Below are 19,531 nucleotides of genomic sequence, written 5' to 3'. Positions count from 1 at the left end.
GCGATCAGATCTGCTTGTCTAGATTCGACACGTCAAATTTGTATGTTTCGGATCAGTCACCACAGTGGCCGCCTCACCACCCCATCTTCCTTCAACCATGATATATTACATATCAACACACAACAGGCGCTACCGCCAGCATCAGCAGCAGCGCCTCAACCGCCTGCACGGCTCGTAGCCGCAACGGGCGGTCATACTCATGCATGCGCGCCACAGGCGCCAATCCAGGTCTCACCATGTTCGATCCGTCGCTGCTTGGCCGCCTGTCCTTCACTCCCGCCGACGCGGCCAAACCGCCGCTACCGCCGGGCCGCAACCGGCTCGGCATCGCCGGTGAGCGCGACGCCATCCTGTTCGTCCCGTCCGGCCTCGATGCGCGCGAGCGGGTGCCGCTAATCGTGATGTTCCATGGCGCAGGCGGATTTCCCGAGAAGGTTCTGCCCTTCATCGAAGAGCACGCCGAGCGCGACAGGTTTCTCGTCCTCGCGCCGCATTCGATGTACGCGACCTGGGACATCGTGATCGGCGGCAGCGGCCCGGACCTGGAGCGGCTCGATCGAGCGCTCGTCGAAGTCACGTCTCGCTACCGGATCGATCGTAACCGTCTCGCGTTTGCCGGCTTCTCGGACGGCGCGAGCTACGCACTGTCGATCGGCATCACGAACGGCGATATCGCGAGTCATGTGATTGCGTTCTCCGGCGGCTTCATGTCGGTCTTCACACAGGAAGGTGCGCCCAAGGTGTTCATCGCGCACGGCCTGGCCGACGAGCAACTGCCCATCGAAACCAGCGGCCGCGCGAACGCAGCCAGGCTGAAGGCCGCGGGCTACGACGTGAGCTACATCGAATTCAACGGACCACATGCGATCCAGCCAGCCATCGCAGGCATGGCGATCGAGTTCTTTCTCGGCTAGCCGGCGCGCAGCTGTCATTACGCGTCGTGCCACTCTCAGATACGAGTGCGTCTATGGACTTTGAAATACCGGAATCACTGGTGCATCCGCTGCTTGCGATGATCGAATCGGGATCGCCGCTAGCCAGACAGCTCAATCAGCACGGTGCATGTCACGGCAGCATGGTGGTGTCGAGCGCGCTGTTCGATTCGAGATCGCTGAATACGCTGTATTCGCTGAGCAAGGCGAATAACGAGCGCGCGCTGATGTTCCAGATGCTCGCGCTCGACAACATCTACAACGCGCCGCAAGCGCGCATCATTCCGGGCCTCGATCAACTCGTGCCGGGCCTGGTTGCCTATCTGGCGCGCGACGCGATCGACGGCTGGTTATACAGCCGCGCGAAGGACGGCACGTTGCTGCCGTGGCTCGTGCGCCGCATGCGCGTAGTCGAGCCCGAGCAGGGCATGCCGTATGTCGTCGTCGACATGCTGGCCAATACGATGCAATCCGCGAACTCCGAGCGCACCGAGCATCATTTGCGGCACTCCGGCATGACGACGTCGCTCGTGATCAACCGGCACGACATCGTGAACCGCACGATTCCCGAACTGCTCGCCGAGTTCGGCTTCTACAAGGAATGCCCCGAATTCAAGCTCGAATACGAACGCCACGCGCAGCGCTTCCTCGAATTCCAGCCGCGTTTCGGCGCACAGTTCGTGGTGTCGAAGGCCGCGTATGCGATCGACGCGAAGGCAGGTGCCGAACTGATCCGCATTCCCGAAGGCGTGAGCGCAAAGTGCGTGAACGACGAAGAGACGCTCGAGCGCCGCTTCCTGATGACAGCCGATGCCGGTTTCTGGCGCGACGCGAACATCGACAGCGGCTTCGACAAGGTGCCTCTGCATTGTTACGTGTGCCTCTTTCACATGGAATGGCACCGCGATATCTGGGTGCATGTCCAGCACATGGCTGCGTATCGCTATCAGCCCGAACTGCGCGACAAGCTGGTCCTGCCGTCCCACCATCGTGATCTGATCGACATTCTCACGTCGAAGACGAATGTGTTCGTGCAGGACTTCGTGCCGGGTAAATCGGGCGGCACGACGATTCTTTGCCAGGGCGCACCCGGCCTGGGGAAGACGCTGACGGCGGAGGTTTATTCGGAAGTGGTCGGCAAGCCGTTGTATCGCGTGCATTCGGGGCAACTCGGGACGACGGCGGCGTCGGTGGGCGCGGCGCTGTCAGGCATCCTGCAGCGCGCGACGCGCTGGAACGCGATCCTGCTGCTCGATGAAGCCGACGTCTATATTCGCCGCCGCGACAACGATCTGGAGCACAACGCAATCGTCGCCGAGTTCCTGCGCACGCTCGAGTATTTCAACGGCTTGCTGTTCATGACGACCAACCGGATCGACGATGTCGACGACGCCATCCTGTCGCGCTGCATCGCGAAGATTCACTACGAGACGCCGCCGAGAGCCGACGCGATCCGCTTGTGGACGCTGCTGGCCGCGCAACTGGGCGCGGACCTCGGCGATGAACTGATCGAGGCGCTCACCAACGCGTGGCCGCAATCGAGCGGGCGCGACATCAAGGAGCTGTTGAAGCTGACCACGCGCTATTGCCGCGCGAAAGAGATCCCGCTGTCGGAGGATGCGTTCAGAATCTGCGCGACGTTTCGCGGCCACGCGTGACGGCGCGCGCTCATGACGTCGTGTCCATCGGATCGTCGGTGGCGTTGTTCGCGGCGTTCGCTTGACGGTTTCTGATGAGTTCGTCGAGCATCGGCTTGCCGTCCATGTTCTGGCGATACCACATGTTCATCATCTGCTGGCCGACCATCGGATCGACGCCTTGGGACGACTTGTGCAAACTCACACCGCGCGCGCTTTCCGCGTGAACGTTGGTCTTGGGTAGCGCTACACCGCCCTTTGCCGGCTCGCCGTGTGCGTTATACGGCGAGTAGGCGCGCGCTGTCGCATCGAGCAGCGAGTCCATGTTCGCGTGCGCGCTTTTCTCGCCGACGCCGTGCATCTCGCGCAACGACGTAAATGCACTGTGCGCGGCGGAGTCTCTCGGCTTGTTATGGTTGTCCTTGTCGATCTGGAATTTTTCGTTGCTGAACTGCAAGGTCGGCACGTCGCTTTCGCGGACGTTGAAGGCGCCGGCAACCGCCGTGGCGCCACGGCCGAGCACTTTCGCCTCGTCAGCCTGCGTGCGATTCACGGATGAAATCGACGGAGAGTGATCGCCCGCATTCGGCGCGTCTGTTTTCTTGATCAGATCGTCCGGCCTGGCTGCGCCGAGCGCGCCGATGGGTGAGGCCGACGGGTCTTGCAGCGTCGTCTCGCCGTGCGTCGCGAGTGACTTGCCTTTACCGCCCGGCGCCTTTGCAATGCCGTTTCCTGAGATGCCGAACCGCGTCGCTTCCGTATGCCAGTCGGCGGGAGCGTCGTTCGCCGACGCCGTCTTCTTCTGCTTCGCCGATGGCGGCATGCCGGGCAACGGGCTGGAGGCGCGGCGCTTGACGCCGGCAGTCGACGGCGCCGGCTGGCTCGGGCCGGCAGCCGGCGTGGCGGCGATAGGGGACGGCGAACTGCCGTTGACTTTGGGCATGATGAAACGACCTCCCGGGACGATCCGGACATTGAGCGTCCGCACAGTCTGGCCGGGAGCGGCGCGTGAAGCCGTGAGCACGCGCAGGCATGTCGCGCGATACGAAGCGCCTGGAGCCCGTCCAATCCGCGACGCTTCTATCGACGCTCGCGCACCGCGATCACGCGGTTCTGCGCGACCGCATAGATCGCCGCGTCGTCGGCGGACTGGTTGACGACGAAACCGCCCGTGAACGCGCCGAACGCAGGCAGCACACCGCATCGCGCGGCAAGGCGGAAGCAGGGCACGCGCACGGAATCCGCGCGGCTCGCGATCACATAGACGGGATGCTCGTGGCCCGCGAGCACGTACGCGCCGTCGATCACCTGCGGGTAATGGCACAACGCCCACGGCCCGTGCCGCCACGGTTCGAACACCGTCTCGACACCGAGCGCGAGCGGCAGCAGCCCGGCAGTCCGGTCGTGATTCCCTTCGACCATCACGACACGCACCGACGCATGCCGCGCGCGCCATTCGCCGAGCGCCTGCATCGTCGCGCTGCCGAGCGATTCGGGTCCGTGCAGCAGATCGCCGAGAAACACGATCGACTCGGGCGCGTGCGCGGCGATCAGCGCATCGAGCCGCGCGAGATCGTCGGCCGTCGCGCCTGCCGGCACGGGCAGGCCATGCGCGCGAAACACGGCATCCTTGCCGAAGTGCGCGTCGGCGATGAACAGGCTTTTCAGTTGCGGATCGAACGCGGCGCGCTGCGCGGACAGTTGCAGCGGATAACCATTCACTTCGACGGTCACGGTTTCGAACGTCATCAGTGCGCTGCCTTGTCGAGTTCAGCCAGCATCCGCTCGATACGGTCCGCGAGCTTTTCGGTGCTGACCTTTTCGCGGATACGCGCGACGATCAGCGGAAACGCGAACGGCGTCGGCTTCTTCGGGTACGTCAACGCGAGCCGGCTCGCGCGCATCGTGTCGAGCGCGCGGCGGATGCGATCGAGATCGAGTTCCTGCAACTTCACTTCGGCGTCGGCCTGCGTCAGCAGCAGATTGCCGTTGTCGTGCTTGCGAAACACTTCATAAAAGAGACCGCTCGACGCCTGCAACTGCCGTGCGCTTTTCTGCTGTCCCGGATGCGCCTGATAGACGAGACCCGCGACGCGCGCAATTTCGCGGAAGCGGCGCATCGCGAGTTCGGAGGCATTGAGGCTGTCCATGATGTCGTCGGCAAGGCGCGTGGAAGCAAACAGACCTTCGGCGATCAGCGTCGCCCAGTCGAACGGTTGTGACGACAACAGTTCGAAGCCGTAGTCGTTGGCCGAGATCGAGAACGTGCCCGGCCGGTCGCGCGCCGCGCGCCAGCCGAGCAGCGACGCCAGGCCGATATGCGCGACCCGCCCCGCAAACGGGTAACAGAAGAAGTGATGGCCTTCGCGCGTGCGCAGTATTTCGGCGACCAGCAGCCCCGTTTCCGGCAGCGCCGACCAGCTCGCCTGCAACTCCAGCAAAGGCCGGATCGCGATCATCTCCGGCTCGACGTACACGCCGCGATCGGCCTCGGCGAGCATCGCGAGCGTCGCGTCCGCCAGTTCGGACGAGAGCGGCATCTTGCTGCCCGCCCACTGCGGCATCGCGCCGCGCGATGAAGCCGCGCGCCGCACATAGGCCGTCATGTCGCGCACGCGCACCAGTTCGAGCGCGCGGCCGCCGAACGTGAACACGTCGCCGGGCTTCAGGCGCGAGATGAACGATTCCTCCATCGAGCCGATCCGTCCACCCGTGACCCACGCGACATGTAGCGTCGCATTGGCGACGATCGTGCCGACGTTGCTGCGATGCCGGCGGATCAGATCGTCGCGCGACACGCGATACACGCCGTCATCGTCGCGCACGACGCGGTGAAAGTCCGGGTAAGCGCGCAACGACGGTCCGCCGCGTTCGACGAACGCAAGCGCCCAGTCGAATTCCTTCTGGGTCAGCTCGCGATACGCGAACGTCGTGCGAACCTCGTCGAACAGTTCGGGCGACTTGAAACCGCCGCCGATCGCGACCGTGACGAGATGCTGGACCAGCACGTCGAACGGCTTGCGCGGCGTCTCGCGGCCTTCGATGCGCCGCGCTTCGACGGCACGCCGCGCCGCTGCGGCTTCGACGAGTTCGAGCGCGTGCGTCGGCACGATCGTGATGCGCGACGCGCGGCCCGGCGCATGCCCCGAGCGTCCCGCGCGCTGCATCAACCTAGCGACGCCTTTTGGCGAGCCGATCTGGAACACGCGTTCGACGGGCAGAAAGTCGACGCCCAGATCGAGGCTCGATGTGCAGACGACGGTCTTCAACTTGCCCGTCTTCAGGCCGTCCTCGACCCATTCGCGTACTTCCTGCGCAAGCGAGCCGTGATGGAGCGCGATCAACCCGGCCCAGTCGGGGCGCAACGCGAGCAGCGCCTGATACCAGATCTCGGCCTGCGAGCGCGTATTCGTGAAGACGAGCGACGTGCGCGCTTCGTCGATGCCCTCGGCGACAGGGCCGACCTGACGCGTGCCGAGATGGCCGCCCCACGGAAAGCGTTCGATCGTCGCGGGAATCAGCGTGTCGATGATCAGCGTCTTCGGCTGCATGCCGCTCACCGTCACGCGCGGCGTGCGAACGGGCGCGAGCAGCACGTCGGCGGCGAACGGAAGATTGCCGAGCGTCGCCGACAGTCCCCATACCTGAAGATCCGTTCGCCACCGCGCGAGATGCGCGATTGCAAGCTGCGTTTGCGTGCCGCGCTTGTTGCCGAGCAGTTCATGCCATTCGTCGACGACGACGAGGCGCACGTGTTTCAGCGCTTCGCGGGCATCGCTGCGCGTGAGCATCAGCGACAGGCTTTCGGGTGTCGTGACGAGCGCGCTCGGCATGCGCCGGCTTTGGCGCGCCCGCTCCGTCGAGCCGGTGTCGCCCGTGCGCAGTCCGATCGTCCACGGCACGCCGAGTTCGCGCGCAGCGCTTTGCAACGCGCGGGCGGTATCGGCGGCGAGCGCGCGCATCGGCGTAATCCACAACACGGTGAGCGGGTCCGCGAGCGCGCGCGGCGTGTGATCGCCGAATGTGGCCATCGCCCCGAACCAGACGGCCCATGTCTTACCGGCGCCCGTGGTCGCATGCAGCAGTCCGCTGGAACCCGCTGCAATCGCGCGCCAGACTTCGCGCTGAAAATCGAATGGCTGCCAGTCGCGCGCATCGAACCACTGTTGGACGCGGGCGTCGAAGGGCTCCTTTGCCCTGTCGGGATCGGGCGCATAGGCGGCGGGCGTGAAGGCGTCCGGCGCGGGCGCGGCGCGCGCTTTCGGTATCCTGCGAGGGCGGGGCGCGCGGCGGCGCGGCGCCGGGCTGTCTGCGTCGTCGATGCCGGATGCATCGGTGGGATCGCGATCGGCGTCCGCGTCGGCTGCGGCTCGTGCTGCGTTGTGCTCAGGATCGATCGGATCGGTCATAAGACGACATGGATGACAGACGCTCGTTGGCACCACTTTGCGGGCGGCGTGCATCGCGCAGCATGGAGCGTGCCCGCGTTGGCAAGCGTAATGCGGCGCGGACCTGACGATCACGATGCAGGCTTATTTTCAGCGTAAAATGCGACTGCCGCCGCGATGTACCGGCGTAGTGCCCTTACGTCAGCGATGCATGTCGATCTTAATACGCTTTATCTCCTCCTGATCGGGACTCTCTTCGCCAGTGCGTTGATGACGCTCTGGGAGCGACGTGTTCACCCGAAGCGCAGCAGGGAACTGGGAATACTCGCAGCGGGATTCGCCACGCTGGCCATCGGCTGCGCGGCGGCTTCCTGGCGTCGCGAGCTTCCCGGCGCGCTCGGTTCCGCGCTGAGCAATCTCGTCATTGTTAGCGGTTATCTGCTGGTTCTGCATGGCGTGGCGGCACTGAACGGCCGCAAGCACGTGCGGCTTTCGCTCGCCGTGCTCGGGCTGCTGGCGCTTGCGTGGGTCATTGCCGGCACGAAATGGCAGGACGTGATGTGGATGTATCCGAGCGCGATTCCAATCTCGTTCGCATCCGGCATGACGGCATTCGAACTGGCGCGCGGCGACGGCAGAAAGCACTTGCAGGCGCAGCAGATCGCGATGCTGGTGTCGGGCGCGCATGCCGTCTTGTACGCATTCAGGGCGTTGATCCTGCCTTGGCTCGTCGCGAAGTTCGGATTCGACTTCCTGATGACCGCGAGCAAGATCACGATGTACGAGGGCGTGCTGTATTCCGTCGTTCTCCCCATGACCTTGCTGCGCCTCGTGCGCGACGAATCGCACGGGCAACTGCTGCAGCAGTCGCAGACGGATTTCCTGACTGGCATCGGCAATCGCCGATGGTTCTTCGAGCAGGGCTCGCGCGTGCTCGGTGAAGGCGGCGCGGCGCAGCCCGTGTCGCTGCTTGCCGTGGACCTCGACCACTTCAAGAAGATCAACGACCGCTACGGTCATGAGACGGGCGATCGCGTGCTGAAATCATTCGCCGACATTGCCCGCAGCGTGCTCGGACCGGATGCGCTGCTCGCGCGCATCGGCGGCGAGGAATTTGCGGCCTTGCTGCCGGGCCACGACAGCTTTCGCGCGAAAGAAGCGGGCGAAGCGCTGGTGGTTGCCTTCGGTGGCACGACCACGCTCAGCGTCAACGGACTCGGCGTCGAGGCGACGGTCAGCGTCGGACTTGCGCAGTCCGCAAGCGGCGCTTCCGCGCTCGTCGATCTGCTGGCCGCCGCCGACCAGGCGTTGTATCGCGCGAAGTCGCTGGGCGGCAACCGGCTCGTGCTGGCGCACGCTGACGCGGCCTCTGCCGCCGCGTAATCCTCGTGCGCCGCGCGGCAGCCCGATAGACCGCGAATCAGGTGTGACGAACGGCATTCACGCTTGCATCGGCGTGGCCGATCCGATTGAGCACGAACTCGCGGCGCAACTCGAAGCCGAGCTTTTCATAGAGGCGGAACGCTGTCGTGTTGTGGCTCAACACGTGCAGAAACGGGGTCTCGCCGCGCTCTGTGATTTCCCTGCGCAAGATGTTGATCAGCCGGCCCGCGAGGCCTTTGCCGCGCCAGTCGTCATCCACGCAGACGGCGCTGATTTCGACGTATCCGTCGAGGCGCATCCGTTCGCCTGCCATCGCAACCAGCCGCCCCTGGTCGCGAATGCCGATGTAGCGGCCCATCTCGTGCGTGCGCGTCCCGAATGGCCCCGGTTTGGTTTTTTGCGCGAGTTCGAGCATCTCTTTCGCGTCGGCGTTGGCCAGACGGGTTACATCCTGATCGTCCACGGTTTCGGCGTCGCGACGCATGGCGACCATCTGATACAGCGCGCCAACATGCTCGACCTGAAGCCTGTCGATGCCGGCGAGCGGCGCCAGCGACAGCAAGGCAACCTGTTCATGCGGCTGCAGAAGCCGATGCAACGCCTCGTAGGCAGCGGGCGTGTCCGATGCCAATGCCGCAAACGGCGCGACATCGGGGTGATAGCGGCGCGCGAGCGCATCGCCGAGTCCGAGATGCGCCTGGCGCGTCGTGAGCGCCGTCCAGATCGGGCGGTCGAGATGGGCTGTTGTCGAACGATGCGCCGTGCTGCTCATGGTTGCTCCAGCTGCTGCGAAGATGGATGGATGTCGCCTGGGTCAGGACGGGATCAATGTAATCAGAAAACCGCGTCCCAGCTATTGCCGTAAATGACTTTTTTGGCATCGTTTACGCCAGACGCGACTTACGCGCCGGGCCGCGAGCCGATCAGCAGGATATCCACCAGCCTGCGCGCGCTTTGCTGCCAGTCCGGGGCCGACGCCACATTCGATACCCCGACCAGCGCGCGAAACAGGTCCAGCGGATCGAGATCGGCGCGGATGTCGCCGCTTTCTATCGCGCGCGTGACGAGCGCATGAATCGCGTCCACGATCTGCGCGCCCGACGATTCGAACACTTTCGACGGGCCGCCCACCAACGAATTCAGCGCGGGCGCGATGATCTTCTTCGTCGCGATGTAGTCGACGAACAGCAGCATCCACGCTTTCAGCGCGTCGATGGGCGGCATCGTCTCGCTCAGCCTGCGCTCTTCCTTCGCGAGTTTCTCGACTTCGGCGCGGTAGACGCTCTCCAGCAGCGCGTCGCGGGTCGGAAAGTGCCGGTACAGCGTGCCGGGGCCGACGCCCGCCTGACGGGCAACCTCTTCGAGACTGATATCGGCGCCCGCGCGCGTGAACGCCTTCTTCGCTTCTTCGAGAATGCGCTCGCGATTACGCAGTGCATCGGCTCGGGGTTTCTTTTCCCTTGGCGTCGAGTGATTCATTTAATCCTTCGTTTTATCTCTTGATGCTTGCAAACGGAGACTGTCTCCGTTTAGTATATAAAAACGGAGAGGGACTCCGTTTTTATCCCTCGTGACGCAAAACGTCAACCTTACGGCAAACAGAGAGGCGGAAATGGCTGAAAAATTGGGTGCGACATCGACGACGGACGACGTGCTGTCGGGCATCGATCTACGCGGCAAGCGGATTCTCGTCACGGGCGTGTCGGCGGGACTCGGCGTCGAGACGGCGCGTTCGCTGGCCGCGCGTGGCGCGAACGTGGTCGGCGCTGCGCGAGACCTCGACAAGGCGGCGCGCGCCGTCGCCGCAGCGCGCCGCGAAGCGGCCGCGGGCGAAGGCAGCATCGATCTGATATCGCTCGATCTCGCAAGTCTCGAAAGCGTGCGCGCGTGCGCCGCCAAACTGCTCGAAGAAGGCAAGCCCTTCGACGTGATCATTGCGAACGCGGGCGTGATGGCGACGCCCTTTGGCAAGACAGCGGATGGATTCGAAACGCAATTCGGCACGAACCATATCGGCCACTTCGTGCTGGTGAACCGTCTTGCTCCGCTGTTGCGCCCGGGTGGGCGCGTGGTCATGCTGGCGTCGTCGGGGCACCGCTTCGCGAATGTCGATCTCGACGATCCGAACTTCGAACACACGCCCTACGATCCCTTCGTTGCATATGGACGCGCGAAGACGGCGAACATCCTGTTCGCGGTCGCCTTCGACCAGCGGCACCGGGCGCGCGGCGTACGCGCGGCAGCCGTCCATCCGGGTGGCATTCAGACCGAACTCGGCCGTCATATGGACGAGGGGCAGATGGCCGGGCTGCTGGAAAGAATCAACAGCCAGCTTGCGTCCGAAGGCAAGGCGCCGTTCCAGTTCAAGACTGTTGCGCAGGGTGCCGCGACTTCCGTATGGGCGGGCGTGGCGGCATCGGCGGAAGAGATCGGCGGCCGATACTGCGAGAACTGCCACGTGAGCGAAGTCGTAGCCGACGACGTCGTCATCACGCCCGTCAGCGAAGGCGTGCGCCAGTATGCGCTCGACTTGGGCAACGCCGAGGCGTTGTGGCGCAAGACGGAAGAAATGGCCGGCGAATCGTTCTGACGCGTTGGCACGCTGACTGCTGCACGAACTGCGCCGCAACGCAATTCGCTGCGGACGCACCCGGTTCGAATCGTGCCGCGCCTGTCGCGATGACGCTCGCGCAAATGACCGGCTACCGCTCTTCGTTTGCCATCGACATGCCGGCTCTTGCAGCCGGCATGTCGCATTTGGGCGTCAGCCGGTAGCCGCGTCCGGGTATGTTCTGAATCAGGCGCCGGTCTTCACCCAATGCCTTGCGCAGTGCGCAAACGTGCACGCGTATGTTCGATTCCTCGACGACCGTGTCGGGCCACACCTTACGAAGAATATCTTCGAGCGACACGACCTGGCCGTGCGCCGCCATCAGCACGGTAAGAATATCGAATGCGCGGCTGCCCAACGGGATGGCTGTCCCACGTACCTGGATTTCCCGGGTCGACAGATTGACGTCGATGCTACTGGCCTTCATGTTCGTTCTCACGAGTAGACAACTGCTTCGCGAATGGTCCGCATCAGTTCAGAAGGCACGAGAGTCGTAAAGGCGAGCGGCCTGTCGGCGATAGATGCGGCAACTGGAATGATGAAACCGCAAGTGCCTGATCGAGTCGATAGCACATACGTATCGACACCTATACTTTGGTATTAGCGCACGGCCCCTCGTTTGTCGGCGCTTCCGGCAAGGTCTATATTGCACTTGCCACGTTACGTGGATCGCCCCGTTCAATCGGCAGCTACATCATTCTTTCATCTGCGAGTACGACAATGAAGATTCTGATGGTGTTGACGTCTCATGATCAACTCGGTAACACCGGGAAGAAGACCGGTTTCTGGTTAGAGGAATTCGCGGCTCCCTATTTCACGTTTCTGGATGCAGGTGCGAGCGTAACCGTCAGCTCACCTAAGGGCGGACAGCCGCCGCTCGATCCGAAGAGCGACACGCCGGAAGGTAAAACAGAGCTGACGGAACGATTCAAGAACGATCCCGCCGCGCAAAAGGTGCTCGCCAACACCGTGAAGCTCAGCACGGTCAAAGCCGACGACTACGACGCGGTGTTCTATCCGGGCGGACACGGCCCATTGTGGGATCTCGCGGAAGACCCGCTATCCATTGCTTTGATCGAAAACTTCTACAACGCCGGCAAGCCCGTCGCGGCCGTGTGCCATGCGCCCGGCGTGTTTCGGCATGTGAAGGTGAACGGCGAGCCGCTCGTCAAGGGCAAGCGCGTGACCGGGTTCACGAATTCGGAAGAAGAAGCCGTGCAACTCACGAAGGTCGTGCCGTTTCTCGTCGAAGACGAACTGAAGCGGCTGGGCGGGCTGTTCGAGAAGGTCGACGACTGGCAGAGCTTTTCGATTGTCGATGGGCGCCTCGTCACGGGGCAGAATCCCGCTTCGTCGACAGCCGGTGCGCGCGATCTGCTCAAAGTGCTCGATCAGTTGCATGCGAAATAACGAGCGTTGTGCCCATTGAACTTGGCTGCTCCGAAAGAAGGGCCGCTTCGGACTGAAGGATGGAGAGTGACATGAGCAACGCCAGTTCGCATCAGCAGTTTCGGATTGAACGTCGCAGCCAGGCCTACTGGCGAGTCATCATCGACAACCCGCCTTTCAACATCTTCGGGCCGGACTCGATGCCGCAGTTGAATGCCGTCGTGACTGCGCTCGAAACCGATCCCGAAGTCAAGGTGGTGGTGTTCGACAGCGCGGTACCGGATTTCTTCCTCACGCATTACGACTTCGTTCCTCCGTTGCAGGAAACCACCAGCATGCCGCCGGGGCCGACTGGCATGCCGCCGTTGCCGGACATGCTGTCGCGGCTGGGACGGGCGCCTGTCGTATCGATCGCGTCGATCCGCGGCCGCGCGACGGGCGTCGGCAGCGAACTGGCGCTCGCCAGCGACATGCGTTTTGCGAGCCGCGAAAAGGCGCTGCTCTCGCAGTGGGAAGTCGGCGCCGCGCTGGTGCCGGGCGGCGGGCCGATGACTCGCCTGTCGCGAATGATCGGACGCGGGCGGGCGCTGGAAGTGCTGTTGAGCGGCAACGACATCGACGGCGAACTGGCGGAGCGCTACGGCTACGTCAACCGCGCCTTCGCGGACAGCGAACTCGATGCATTCGTGGACGCGCTCGCGTCGAGAATCGCATCGTTCGACAAAGAGGCGCTCGTCGCGATCAAGCGTCAGGTGAATGCCGTGACCTTGCCGTCGGACAAGGACGTCGCGCCCGAATGGGATGCTTTCATCGCATCGGTTGGCCGTCCGCAGGCACAGGAACGGATCGCGCAGCTGATGCAGCTCGGGCTGCAGAAAAACCACGATGTGGAAGCGCGCCTCGGCTATTACACCGGCACGCTGGGGCGCTAGCCCGCAAGACCACGCGTTTCTCCGGCGACGGTTGCGCGCGCCCGTTGTGGCCGCAACCGTCGTGTCGAGCAACGCGGCCCTTCGGGGCGCGATCGCATTCTTGCATGTTAGGCTGTTCCCGATTCGTTACGTGAGGCGAAACCGGGGAGCTTCGTCATGGACTTCACTGGGTTTCAGCTGGAGCTGCTCCACGACGACGGCGATCTATCGTTGTGCCGCGCCTCACGGCCCGACAACCCAGTCTCGCTGCTCGCGCTGATCGCCACGCGGCCGGCATCGCAAAGCGTCACGCGGCTCGAGCACGAATACGAACTGGCCTCGCTGCTCGATACGCGCTGGGCCGCGCAACCCGTCGCGCTCGACCTCGGCAGAGTGCCGCCGATGCTGCTTCTCGACGACAACGGCGGCGGCCCGCTGGTGCGCCTGCTCGGTCGGCCGCTCGAACTCACGCGATGCCTGCGCGTCGCCGCCAATCTCGCGCATGCAATCGGCCAGATGCATGGACGCGGCCTCATTCACAAGGACATCAAGCCTGCAAACGTGCTTGTCGACGGCGACGACAGCGTTCGGCTCACTGGCTTCGGCATCGCGTCGCAACTGCTGCTGGAGCATCAGCCGCCGGCGTCGCCTGAAATCATCGCGGGCACGTTTGCGTACATGGCACCTGAGCAGACGGGCCGCATGAACCGGTCGATCGATGCACGCAGCGACCTGTACTCGCTCGGCGTCACGCTCTACGAGATGCTCACGGGTGCGCTGCCCTTCGCGGCTGCCGACCCGATGGAGTGGATTCATTGCCATATCGCGCGCCGTCCCGTGCCGCCGGAAGAGCGCGTGAGCGATGTTCCGGCGCCTGTCGCGCAGATCGTGCTCAAGTTGCTCGCGAAGACGGCGGAAAGCCGCTATCAAACGGCGGCCGGCGTCGAGGCGGATCTTCGTGCGTGCCTCGCCGCGTGCGAAACGGACACGGGTATCCCGCCGTTCGCGCTCGGCACGCGCGATGTATCCGACCGGCTGCTGATCCCCGAAAAGCTGTACGGGCGCGAGGCGCAGATCGACGAGATCGTGGCCGCGTTCAACGCAGTCGTTGCGGGCGGCCCGAGCGGGCTCGTGTTGATCTCCGGCTACTCCGGCATCGGCAAGTCGTCGGTCGTCAACGAGTTGCACAAGGTGCTGGTGCCGCCGCGCGGGCTGTTCGCATCCGGCAAGTTCGATCAGTACAAGCGGGATATTCCGTACGTGCCGCTCGCGCAGGCTTTTCAGTCGCTGGTGCGCGATCTGCTGAGCAAGAGCGACGCGGAGATCGAGCCATGGCGGCGCGCGCTGCTGGAGGCACTGGCGCCGAATGGCCAGGTGATCGTCAATCTGATCCCGGAGCTTGCGCTCATCATCGGCGAGCAACCGCCCGTTCCGTCGCTGCCGCCGCAAGAGACGCAGAACCGCTTTCAGATCGTGTTTCGCCGCTTTCTCGGTGTGTTCGCGCGGCACGAGCATCCGCTCGCGCTGTTTATCGACGATCTGCAGTGGCTCGATGCCGCCACCCTCGATCTGCTCGAACATCTCGTCGCACACCCCGATGTGAAGCATGTGCTGCTGGTCGGCGCCTACCGCGACAACGAAGTCGACGACGCCCACCCGCTCGCGCGCACGCTGGACGCGATTGCCCGTGCTGGCGGCAACGTGCATCGGATCGAGCTGGCGCCGCTCGCGCCCGACAGCGTCGTGCAACTCGTCGCCGACGCGTTGCACTGCCCGGGCGCAATGGCGGCCCCGCTCGCGCAACTGGTGCACGAGAAGACGGGCGGCAATCCGTTCTTCGCGATCCAGTTCCTGAGCGCGCTTGCCGACGAATCGCTGCTCGCCTTCGACCACGACGCTTCGCGATGGACCTGGGACTTGCCGCGCATCCGTGCGAAGGGCTTCACTGAGAACGTGGCGGACCTGATGGCCGCAAAGCTGACGCGTCTGCCCGATGCGACGCGCGATGCATTGGGGCAGCTTGCGAGCCTCGGCAACGCCGCTGACTTCGCGACGCTCACGCTCGTGCACGGCGAACCCGAGGCGTCGATACACGCGAAGCTATGGCTGGCCGTGCGGGCCGGGCTCATCTTTCGTCTTGACGGGGCTTACGTGTTCGCGCACGACCGCGTGCAGGAGGCGGCCTACGCGCTCATTCCGGTGGAGCAACGCGCGGCGGCGCATGTGCGGATCGGCCGCGCGCTCGCGTCGCGCACGGCGCCTGAGGCGCTCGAAGAATCGATCTTCGATATCGTCAATCAACTCAATCGCGGCGCCGCTTTGATCGAGACGGACGAAGAGCGCGAGCGCACCGTGGCATTGAATCTGATTGCGGGCAGGCGTGCGATGCGATCGACCGCGTATGCCTCGGCGCGACGCTATCTGGCGCAAGGCGTCGCGCTGCTCCCGGAAGATGCCTGGACGCAACGTTACGAAAGCACGTTCGATGTGTATCTGGCCTACTCCGAATGCGAATATCTCGCCGGCGACTTCACCGATGCCGATGCGCTGTTCGACATGCTGCTGGAGCGCGCCCGCTCGAATCTGGACCGCGCGAAGGTCTTCGCGCTGCGCATGTCGGCCTGCCAGGTGGCGGGCCGGTTCGACGAGAGCTTCGATGCCGCGCGGCTTGCGCTGCGCGATTTCGGCGTGCTGCTGCCCGACGCCGAGCACGATGTCGCGCCCGCTGTCGCTGCCGTGTTGCAGCAGATTCCGTCGTATCTCGCGGGCCGGGCGATCGGCGAACTCGTCGATGCGCCCGTCGCGCAAGACCCCGCCATACGCGCGGTGGTCGATCTTCTGGTCGAAGCGATGCCGTGCGCCTTTATTGCGCGGCCTGCGTACTATCCGCTCATCACGCTGAAGGCCGTCATCCTGTCGCTGCAGCACGGCAATACCGACAACTCGAGTTTTGCCTACGGGAATTACGCGCTCATGCTGGTGTCGAGCATCGGCGATATTCCCTCTGCCGTGCAGTTTTCGGACATGTCCCTGCGCCTGAACGAGAAGTTCGACAACCGGCGCTTCTACGGAAAGCTGTTGCACCTGCACGGCAACCATATCAACTTCTGGCGGAGGCATATCGTGACCGATCTGCCGATCCTGGAGCGCGCGAGCGTCGCGTGCCTCGAAACAGGCGACCTGGTGTTCGCCGGATACCTCGCGTTCACCACCGTATGGCAAACCATCGAGAAAGGCGCCGTGCTCGACGAGGTTCAGCCGCTATCGGAGAAGCACGCTGCGTTCGCGCGGCAAAGCCGCAACGACGCCGTGCTCGAAACGATCCGGCTCGAACAGCAATTCGTCGCCAGTCTGCGGGGCGTCACGTCTGATCCGCTCAAGCTGGGCGACGCGACGTTCGACGAGGCAGCCTGTTTCAGCGCGATCGAGAAGGCCAATTTCGGCTGCGGGATCGTCTTCTATCACATCATGAAGATGATTCTCGCGTTTCACGACGGCCGGTACGACGATGCGTCGAAGGCCGCGAGCGAAGCAGCGCCGATGCTGGGCGCGGCGATGGCGCTGCCCATCGAGCCGACGTTTCACTTCTTCGACGCACTGACGCTGGCAGCGCGTTATGCCGCTGCCAGCAAGGAAGAGCAGCACGCGTCGCGCGACCGGCTCGCGGAAAAACTGGCTAGGTTCGAATCGTGGAGCACGCACTGTCCCGAGAATTTTCGGCATCGTCATGCGCTGCTCGCTGCGGAAATCGCGCGCATCGAAGGCCGCGATTCCGATGCGATGCATTGCTATGAGGAGGCGATACGCGCGGCGCGCGAGCACGGCTTCATCCAGTATCAGGCGCTCGCCCATGAACTGGCCGCGCAGTTTCATGCGGCGCGCGGCCTCGAAACCATCGCCGACACCTACCTTTTCAACGCGCGTTCCTGCTATGAGCGCTGGGGCGCCAAAGGCAAGGTGCATCAACTGGCACGAACGTACGCTCAGTTGCGGCATGATCCGGCGAGTCTCGAAGGCACGATCGCCACGTCGAACGAACAACTGGATCTCGCGACCGTGGTCAACGTGTCGCGCGCGATCTTCAGCGGCATCGACCTGAACGAGCTGATCCATACGCTGATGGTGCTCGCGCTCGAGCACGCGGGCGCGAATCGCGGCTTGCTGATCTTCAGGCGCGGCAACGAGTTGCGCATCGAAGCGCAAGCGATGACGACTCACGACGGCGTGGAGGTGCGCCTGCCGAAAATTCGCGCGACGGCCGCGGAGCTTCCCGAGTCGGTGCTGCGCTACGTGATCCGCACGGGGGATAGCGTGCTGCTCGACGATGCGTCGGCGCGCAGCCCGTTTTCTTCCGACGAGTACGTGCGCCGTCACGATTGCCGCTCGATTCTCTGTCTGCCGCTCGTCAAGCAGACGCGGCTGATCGGCGTGCTGTACCTCGAAAACAATCTGACCTCCGACGCCTTCACGCCCGCGCGCACGGCGGTGCTGCGGCTGCTCGCGTCGCAGGCCGCGCTGTCGCTCGAAACGGCGCGCCTCTACGCCGATCTGCAGGACGCGGAAGCGCTGCTGGCCGACGCGCAACAACTGAGCCACACGGGCAGCTTCGACTGGCATGTGTCGAGCGGCGAGCTGATCTGGTCGAAAGAGAGCTTCCGGATCTTCGGCTTCGACGCCGGCGCCACGCCCACCGTCGACATGATGTTCGGCCGCGTGCATCCCGACGACATCACCGTCGTGCGTCTCGCCTTCGACCGCGCAACGCACGACCACCAGCCGTTCGACGTCGAGCACCGGCTGCTGATGCCCGACGGGTCGATCCGGCATCTGCAGGTGGTGGCGCGCGTCGTGGTCGACACCGAAAGCAGCTTGCGCGTGCTCGGCGCGCTCAAGGACATTACGGTGCGCAAGCGGGCGCATGCGGCGCTGGAACGCAGCGAGCACCGCTATCGCAGCCTGTTCTTCGATATGCCCGTGGGCCTGTGGCAGATCGAGGCACAGCCCTTGATGGCGCTGCTCACGGAATTGCGCGCGCAAGGCGTCGACGATCTGTCCGCGTATATCGACGACCATCCGGGCTGGCTGGACCGCGCGATGGAAATGCTGATCGTCGAAGAGGTCAATCACCACGCGGCGCAGATGTTCGGCGCGAAGGACCGGCGCGCGTTGCTCGGTCCGCTGCCGTGGGTCTGGCGGGAAAGCCCCGGAACGTTCCGGCGCGCGCTCGAAAGCCGCTACGGCGGCAAGGCGATCTTTCAGGAAACGACCAAGCTGCCCACACTGGATGGGCGGATTATCGACGTTCTCTTTACGATTGCGCGCCCGAGTTCCGCCGAAGACCTGGGCATTGCGCTCATCAGTCTCGTCGATCTGACCGAGCGCGTGCGCGCGCAGGACATGTTGCAGCGCCTCCAGGCCGACTTCGCGCACGCCGCGCGCATTTCGATGCTCGGCGAGCTGACGGCCTCCGTCGCTCACGAACTGAACCAGCCGCTGTCCGCTATCGCGATGAACAGCGCGATCGGCAACCGCTGGCTCGATCGTGCCGTGCCCGATGTCGCGGAGGCGCGGCAGATCAACATGCGTATCGGCGCCGATGCGCGGCGCGCGGTGGATATCGTCGATCGCATCCGCGGCATGGCGCTGCGGCGCGGCCCGCAGCGGGCGGTCGCGCAACTCGACGAACTGATCGACGAAGCCCTCATTTTTCTCCAGCATGAAGTGCAGTCGCGCGGCGTCGTCGTGTTGCGCCAGCGTGCCGCCGTGCTGCCGATGGTGTTCGCCGATCGCATTCAGTTGCAGCAGGTGATCGTCAATCTTCTCGTCAATGCGATGCAGGCGATGGAGCAGGCGGGCAGCTCCGAGCGCAAGATCACGATCCGCACCGAGACGCGCGAGGACGCGACCGTCTACTGCGCGACGGAAGACAGCGGACCCGGCATCGCGCCGGAAGACCTCAACCGGCTGTTTCAGAGCTTTTACACGACCAAGGAAAACGGCATGGGAATGGGCCTGCCGATCTGCCGCACGATTATCGAAGCGCATGGCGGACGCATCGCAGCCGACAACGGCTCGATGCACGGCGGCGCGCGCTTCCATTTCACGCTTCCATCCGGCGACGCCGCCAACTGAAGATGCATGCGTTTATCGTGCCTGCCCGTTATATACGACGGTATGAGCGCGTCATGCGATGGTGGGTCAAAGTGCAAGCAATAGTAGGCTGGTGCGGCCGTTGCGCGCTCGTTAGGCTATTCCTGTTGGATCAGGGGAAGTGAGCTGA

At 64.1% G+C, this 19,531-nt stretch carries 13 protein-coding genes; 7 read left to right on the top strand and 6 right to left on the bottom strand.

What is annotated here, in order from left to right; translation table 11 throughout:
* Nucleotides 1–236 precede the first annotated feature (236 nt).
* Together KFO72_RS11465 and KFO72_RS11460 are read left to right on the top strand one after the other, a co-directional pair.
* A complete protein-coding gene (locus KFO72_RS11465; RefSeq protein WP_054931208.1) occupies nucleotides 237–914 on the top strand; it encodes an alpha/beta hydrolase in 678 nt (225 codons plus the stop codon).
* A 53-nt stretch (nucleotides 915–967) separates the two neighbouring features.
* Nucleotides 968–2,590 carry an AAA family ATPase gene (locus KFO72_RS11460; RefSeq protein ID WP_225032118.1) on the top strand — a complete coding sequence of 541 codons (1,623 nt, stop codon included), beginning with the start codon at nucleotides 968–970 and terminating at the stop codon, nucleotides 2,588–2,590.
* Nucleotides 2,591–2,600: 10 nt separating this feature from the next.
* Here the strand turns inward: KFO72_RS11460 and KFO72_RS11455 are convergent, their stop codons facing one another.
* The 3 genes from KFO72_RS11455 to KFO72_RS11445 form a co-directional block, all read right to left on the bottom strand.
* Nucleotides 2,601–3,512 carry a hypothetical protein gene (locus tag KFO72_RS11455; RefSeq protein ID WP_176053225.1) on the bottom strand — a complete coding sequence of 304 codons (912 nt, stop codon included), beginning with the start codon at nucleotides 3,510–3,512 and terminating at the stop codon, nucleotides 2,601–2,603.
* A gap of 137 nt (nucleotides 3,513–3,649) precedes the next feature.
* On the bottom strand, nucleotides 3,650–4,318 hold the full coding sequence (gene pdeM, locus KFO72_RS11450) for a ligase-associated DNA damage response endonuclease PdeM (protein WP_225032117.1): 669 nt from the start codon (nucleotides 4,316–4,318) through the stop codon (nucleotides 3,650–3,652).
* A complete protein-coding gene (locus KFO72_RS11445) occupies nucleotides 4,318–6,978 on the bottom strand; it encodes a ligase-associated DNA damage response DEXH box helicase (RefSeq protein ID WP_225032116.1) in 2,661 nt (886 codons plus the stop codon). Before KFO72_RS11445 ends, pdeM begins: the two co-directional genes overlap by 1 nt.
* Before the next feature lie 186 nt (nucleotides 6,979–7,164).
* On the opposite strand from KFO72_RS11445, the gene KFO72_RS11440 reads away from it, so the two are divergent.
* Nucleotides 7,165–8,340, top strand: a complete 1,176-nt coding sequence (locus tag KFO72_RS11440) for a sensor domain-containing diguanylate cyclase (RefSeq protein ID WP_225032115.1) — start codon at nucleotides 7,165–7,167, stop codon at nucleotides 8,338–8,340.
* Nucleotides 8,341–8,377: 37 nt separating this feature from the next.
* Here KFO72_RS11440 and KFO72_RS11435 read toward each other — a convergent pair whose 3' ends face one another.
* Nucleotides 8,378–9,112, bottom strand: coding sequence for a GNAT family N-acetyltransferase (locus KFO72_RS11435; protein ID WP_225032114.1), 735 nt, complete (start codon nucleotides 9,110–9,112; stop codon nucleotides 8,378–8,380).
* A gap of 128 nt (nucleotides 9,113–9,240) precedes the next feature.
* The gene (locus KFO72_RS11430; protein WP_054931203.1) at nucleotides 9,241–9,819 is read right to left on the bottom strand and encodes a TetR/AcrR family transcriptional regulator; all 579 of its coding nucleotides are present in this window, start codon (nucleotides 9,817–9,819) and stop codon (nucleotides 9,241–9,243) included.
* Nucleotides 9,820–9,952: 133 nt separating this feature from the next.
* Between KFO72_RS11430 and KFO72_RS11425 the strand changes: the two genes are divergently transcribed.
* Nucleotides 9,953–10,930: an SDR family NAD(P)-dependent oxidoreductase gene (locus tag KFO72_RS11425; RefSeq protein WP_225032113.1), complete on the top strand. Its 978-nt coding sequence runs from the start codon at nucleotides 9,953–9,955 to the stop codon at nucleotides 10,928–10,930.
* Between the two features lie 112 nt (nucleotides 10,931–11,042).
* Here KFO72_RS11425 and KFO72_RS11420 read toward each other — a convergent pair whose 3' ends face one another.
* Nucleotides 11,043–11,378, bottom strand: coding sequence for a winged helix-turn-helix domain-containing protein (locus tag KFO72_RS11420; protein ID WP_054931201.1), 336 nt, complete (start codon nucleotides 11,376–11,378; stop codon nucleotides 11,043–11,045).
* Nucleotides 11,379–11,671: 293 nt separating this feature from the next.
* Here KFO72_RS11420 and KFO72_RS11415 point away from each other — a divergent pair, with 293 nt between their 5' ends.
* The 3 genes from KFO72_RS11415 to KFO72_RS11405 all read left to right on the top strand — a co-directional run bounded on the left by KFO72_RS11415 (nucleotide 11,672) and on the right by KFO72_RS11405 (nucleotide 19,383).
* Nucleotides 11,672–12,361, top strand: coding sequence for a type 1 glutamine amidotransferase domain-containing protein (locus KFO72_RS11415; protein WP_060609173.1), 690 nt, complete (start codon nucleotides 11,672–11,674; stop codon nucleotides 12,359–12,361).
* A 71-nt stretch (nucleotides 12,362–12,432) separates the two neighbouring features.
* Entirely contained in the window at nucleotides 12,433–13,272 is an 840-nt protein-coding gene (locus KFO72_RS11410; RefSeq protein WP_062918675.1) for an enoyl-CoA hydratase/isomerase family protein, read from the top strand.
* 156 nt (nucleotides 13,273–13,428) lie between these two features.
* Nucleotides 13,429–19,383, top strand: a complete 5,955-nt coding sequence (locus KFO72_RS11405; RefSeq protein WP_225032112.1) for an ATP-binding sensor histidine kinase — start codon at nucleotides 13,429–13,431, stop codon at nucleotides 19,381–19,383.
* The last annotated feature ends 148 nt before the right edge of the window (nucleotides 19,384–19,531 follow it).

This window comes from Paraburkholderia sp. XV (assembly GCF_020177535.1).
Lineage (GTDB): Bacteria > Pseudomonadota > Gammaproteobacteria > Burkholderiales > Burkholderiaceae > Paraburkholderia > Paraburkholderia caribensis.
Note: the sequence above shows the minus strand (reverse complement) of the source record. Positions and strands in the feature narration are given on the sequence as shown.

Bases quoted from the DNA above. Each gene is read 5' to 3' on its own strand.
- KFO72_RS11465 (WP_054931208.1), top strand. From the start codon at position 237: ATGTTCGATCCGTCGCTGCTTGGCCGCCTGTCCTTCACTCCCGCCGAC.
- KFO72_RS11460 (WP_225032118.1), top strand. From the start codon at position 968: ATGGACTTTGAAATACCGGAATCACTGGTGCATCCGCTGCTTGCGATG.
- KFO72_RS11455 (WP_176053225.1), bottom strand. From the start codon at position 3,512: ATGCCCAAAGTCAACGGCAGTTCGCCGTCCCCTATCGCCGCCACGCCG.
- pdeM (WP_225032117.1), bottom strand. From the start codon at position 4,318: ATGACGTTCGAAACCGTGACCGTCGAAGTGAATGGTTATCCGCTGCAA.
- KFO72_RS11445 (WP_225032116.1), bottom strand. From the start codon at position 6,978: ATGACCGATCCGATCGATCCTGAGCACAACGCAGCACGAGCCGCAGCC.
- KFO72_RS11440 (WP_225032115.1), top strand. From the start codon at position 7,165: ATGCATGTCGATCTTAATACGCTTTATCTCCTCCTGATCGGGACTCTC.
- KFO72_RS11435 (WP_225032114.1), bottom strand. From the start codon at position 9,112: ATGAGCAGCACGGCGCATCGTTCGACAACAGCCCATCTCGACCGCCCG.
- KFO72_RS11430 (WP_054931203.1), bottom strand. From the start codon at position 9,819: ATGAATCACTCGACGCCAAGGGAAAAGAAACCCCGAGCCGATGCACTG.
- KFO72_RS11425 (WP_225032113.1), top strand. From the start codon at position 9,953: ATGGCTGAAAAATTGGGTGCGACATCGACGACGGACGACGTGCTGTCG.
- KFO72_RS11420 (WP_054931201.1), bottom strand. From the start codon at position 11,378: ATGAAGGCCAGTAGCATCGACGTCAATCTGTCGACCCGGGAAATCCAG.
- KFO72_RS11415 (WP_060609173.1), top strand. From the start codon at position 11,672: ATGAAGATTCTGATGGTGTTGACGTCTCATGATCAACTCGGTAACACC.
- KFO72_RS11410 (WP_062918675.1), top strand. From the start codon at position 12,433: ATGAGCAACGCCAGTTCGCATCAGCAGTTTCGGATTGAACGTCGCAGC.
- KFO72_RS11405 (WP_225032112.1), top strand. From the start codon at position 13,429: ATGGACTTCACTGGGTTTCAGCTGGAGCTGCTCCACGACGACGGCGAT.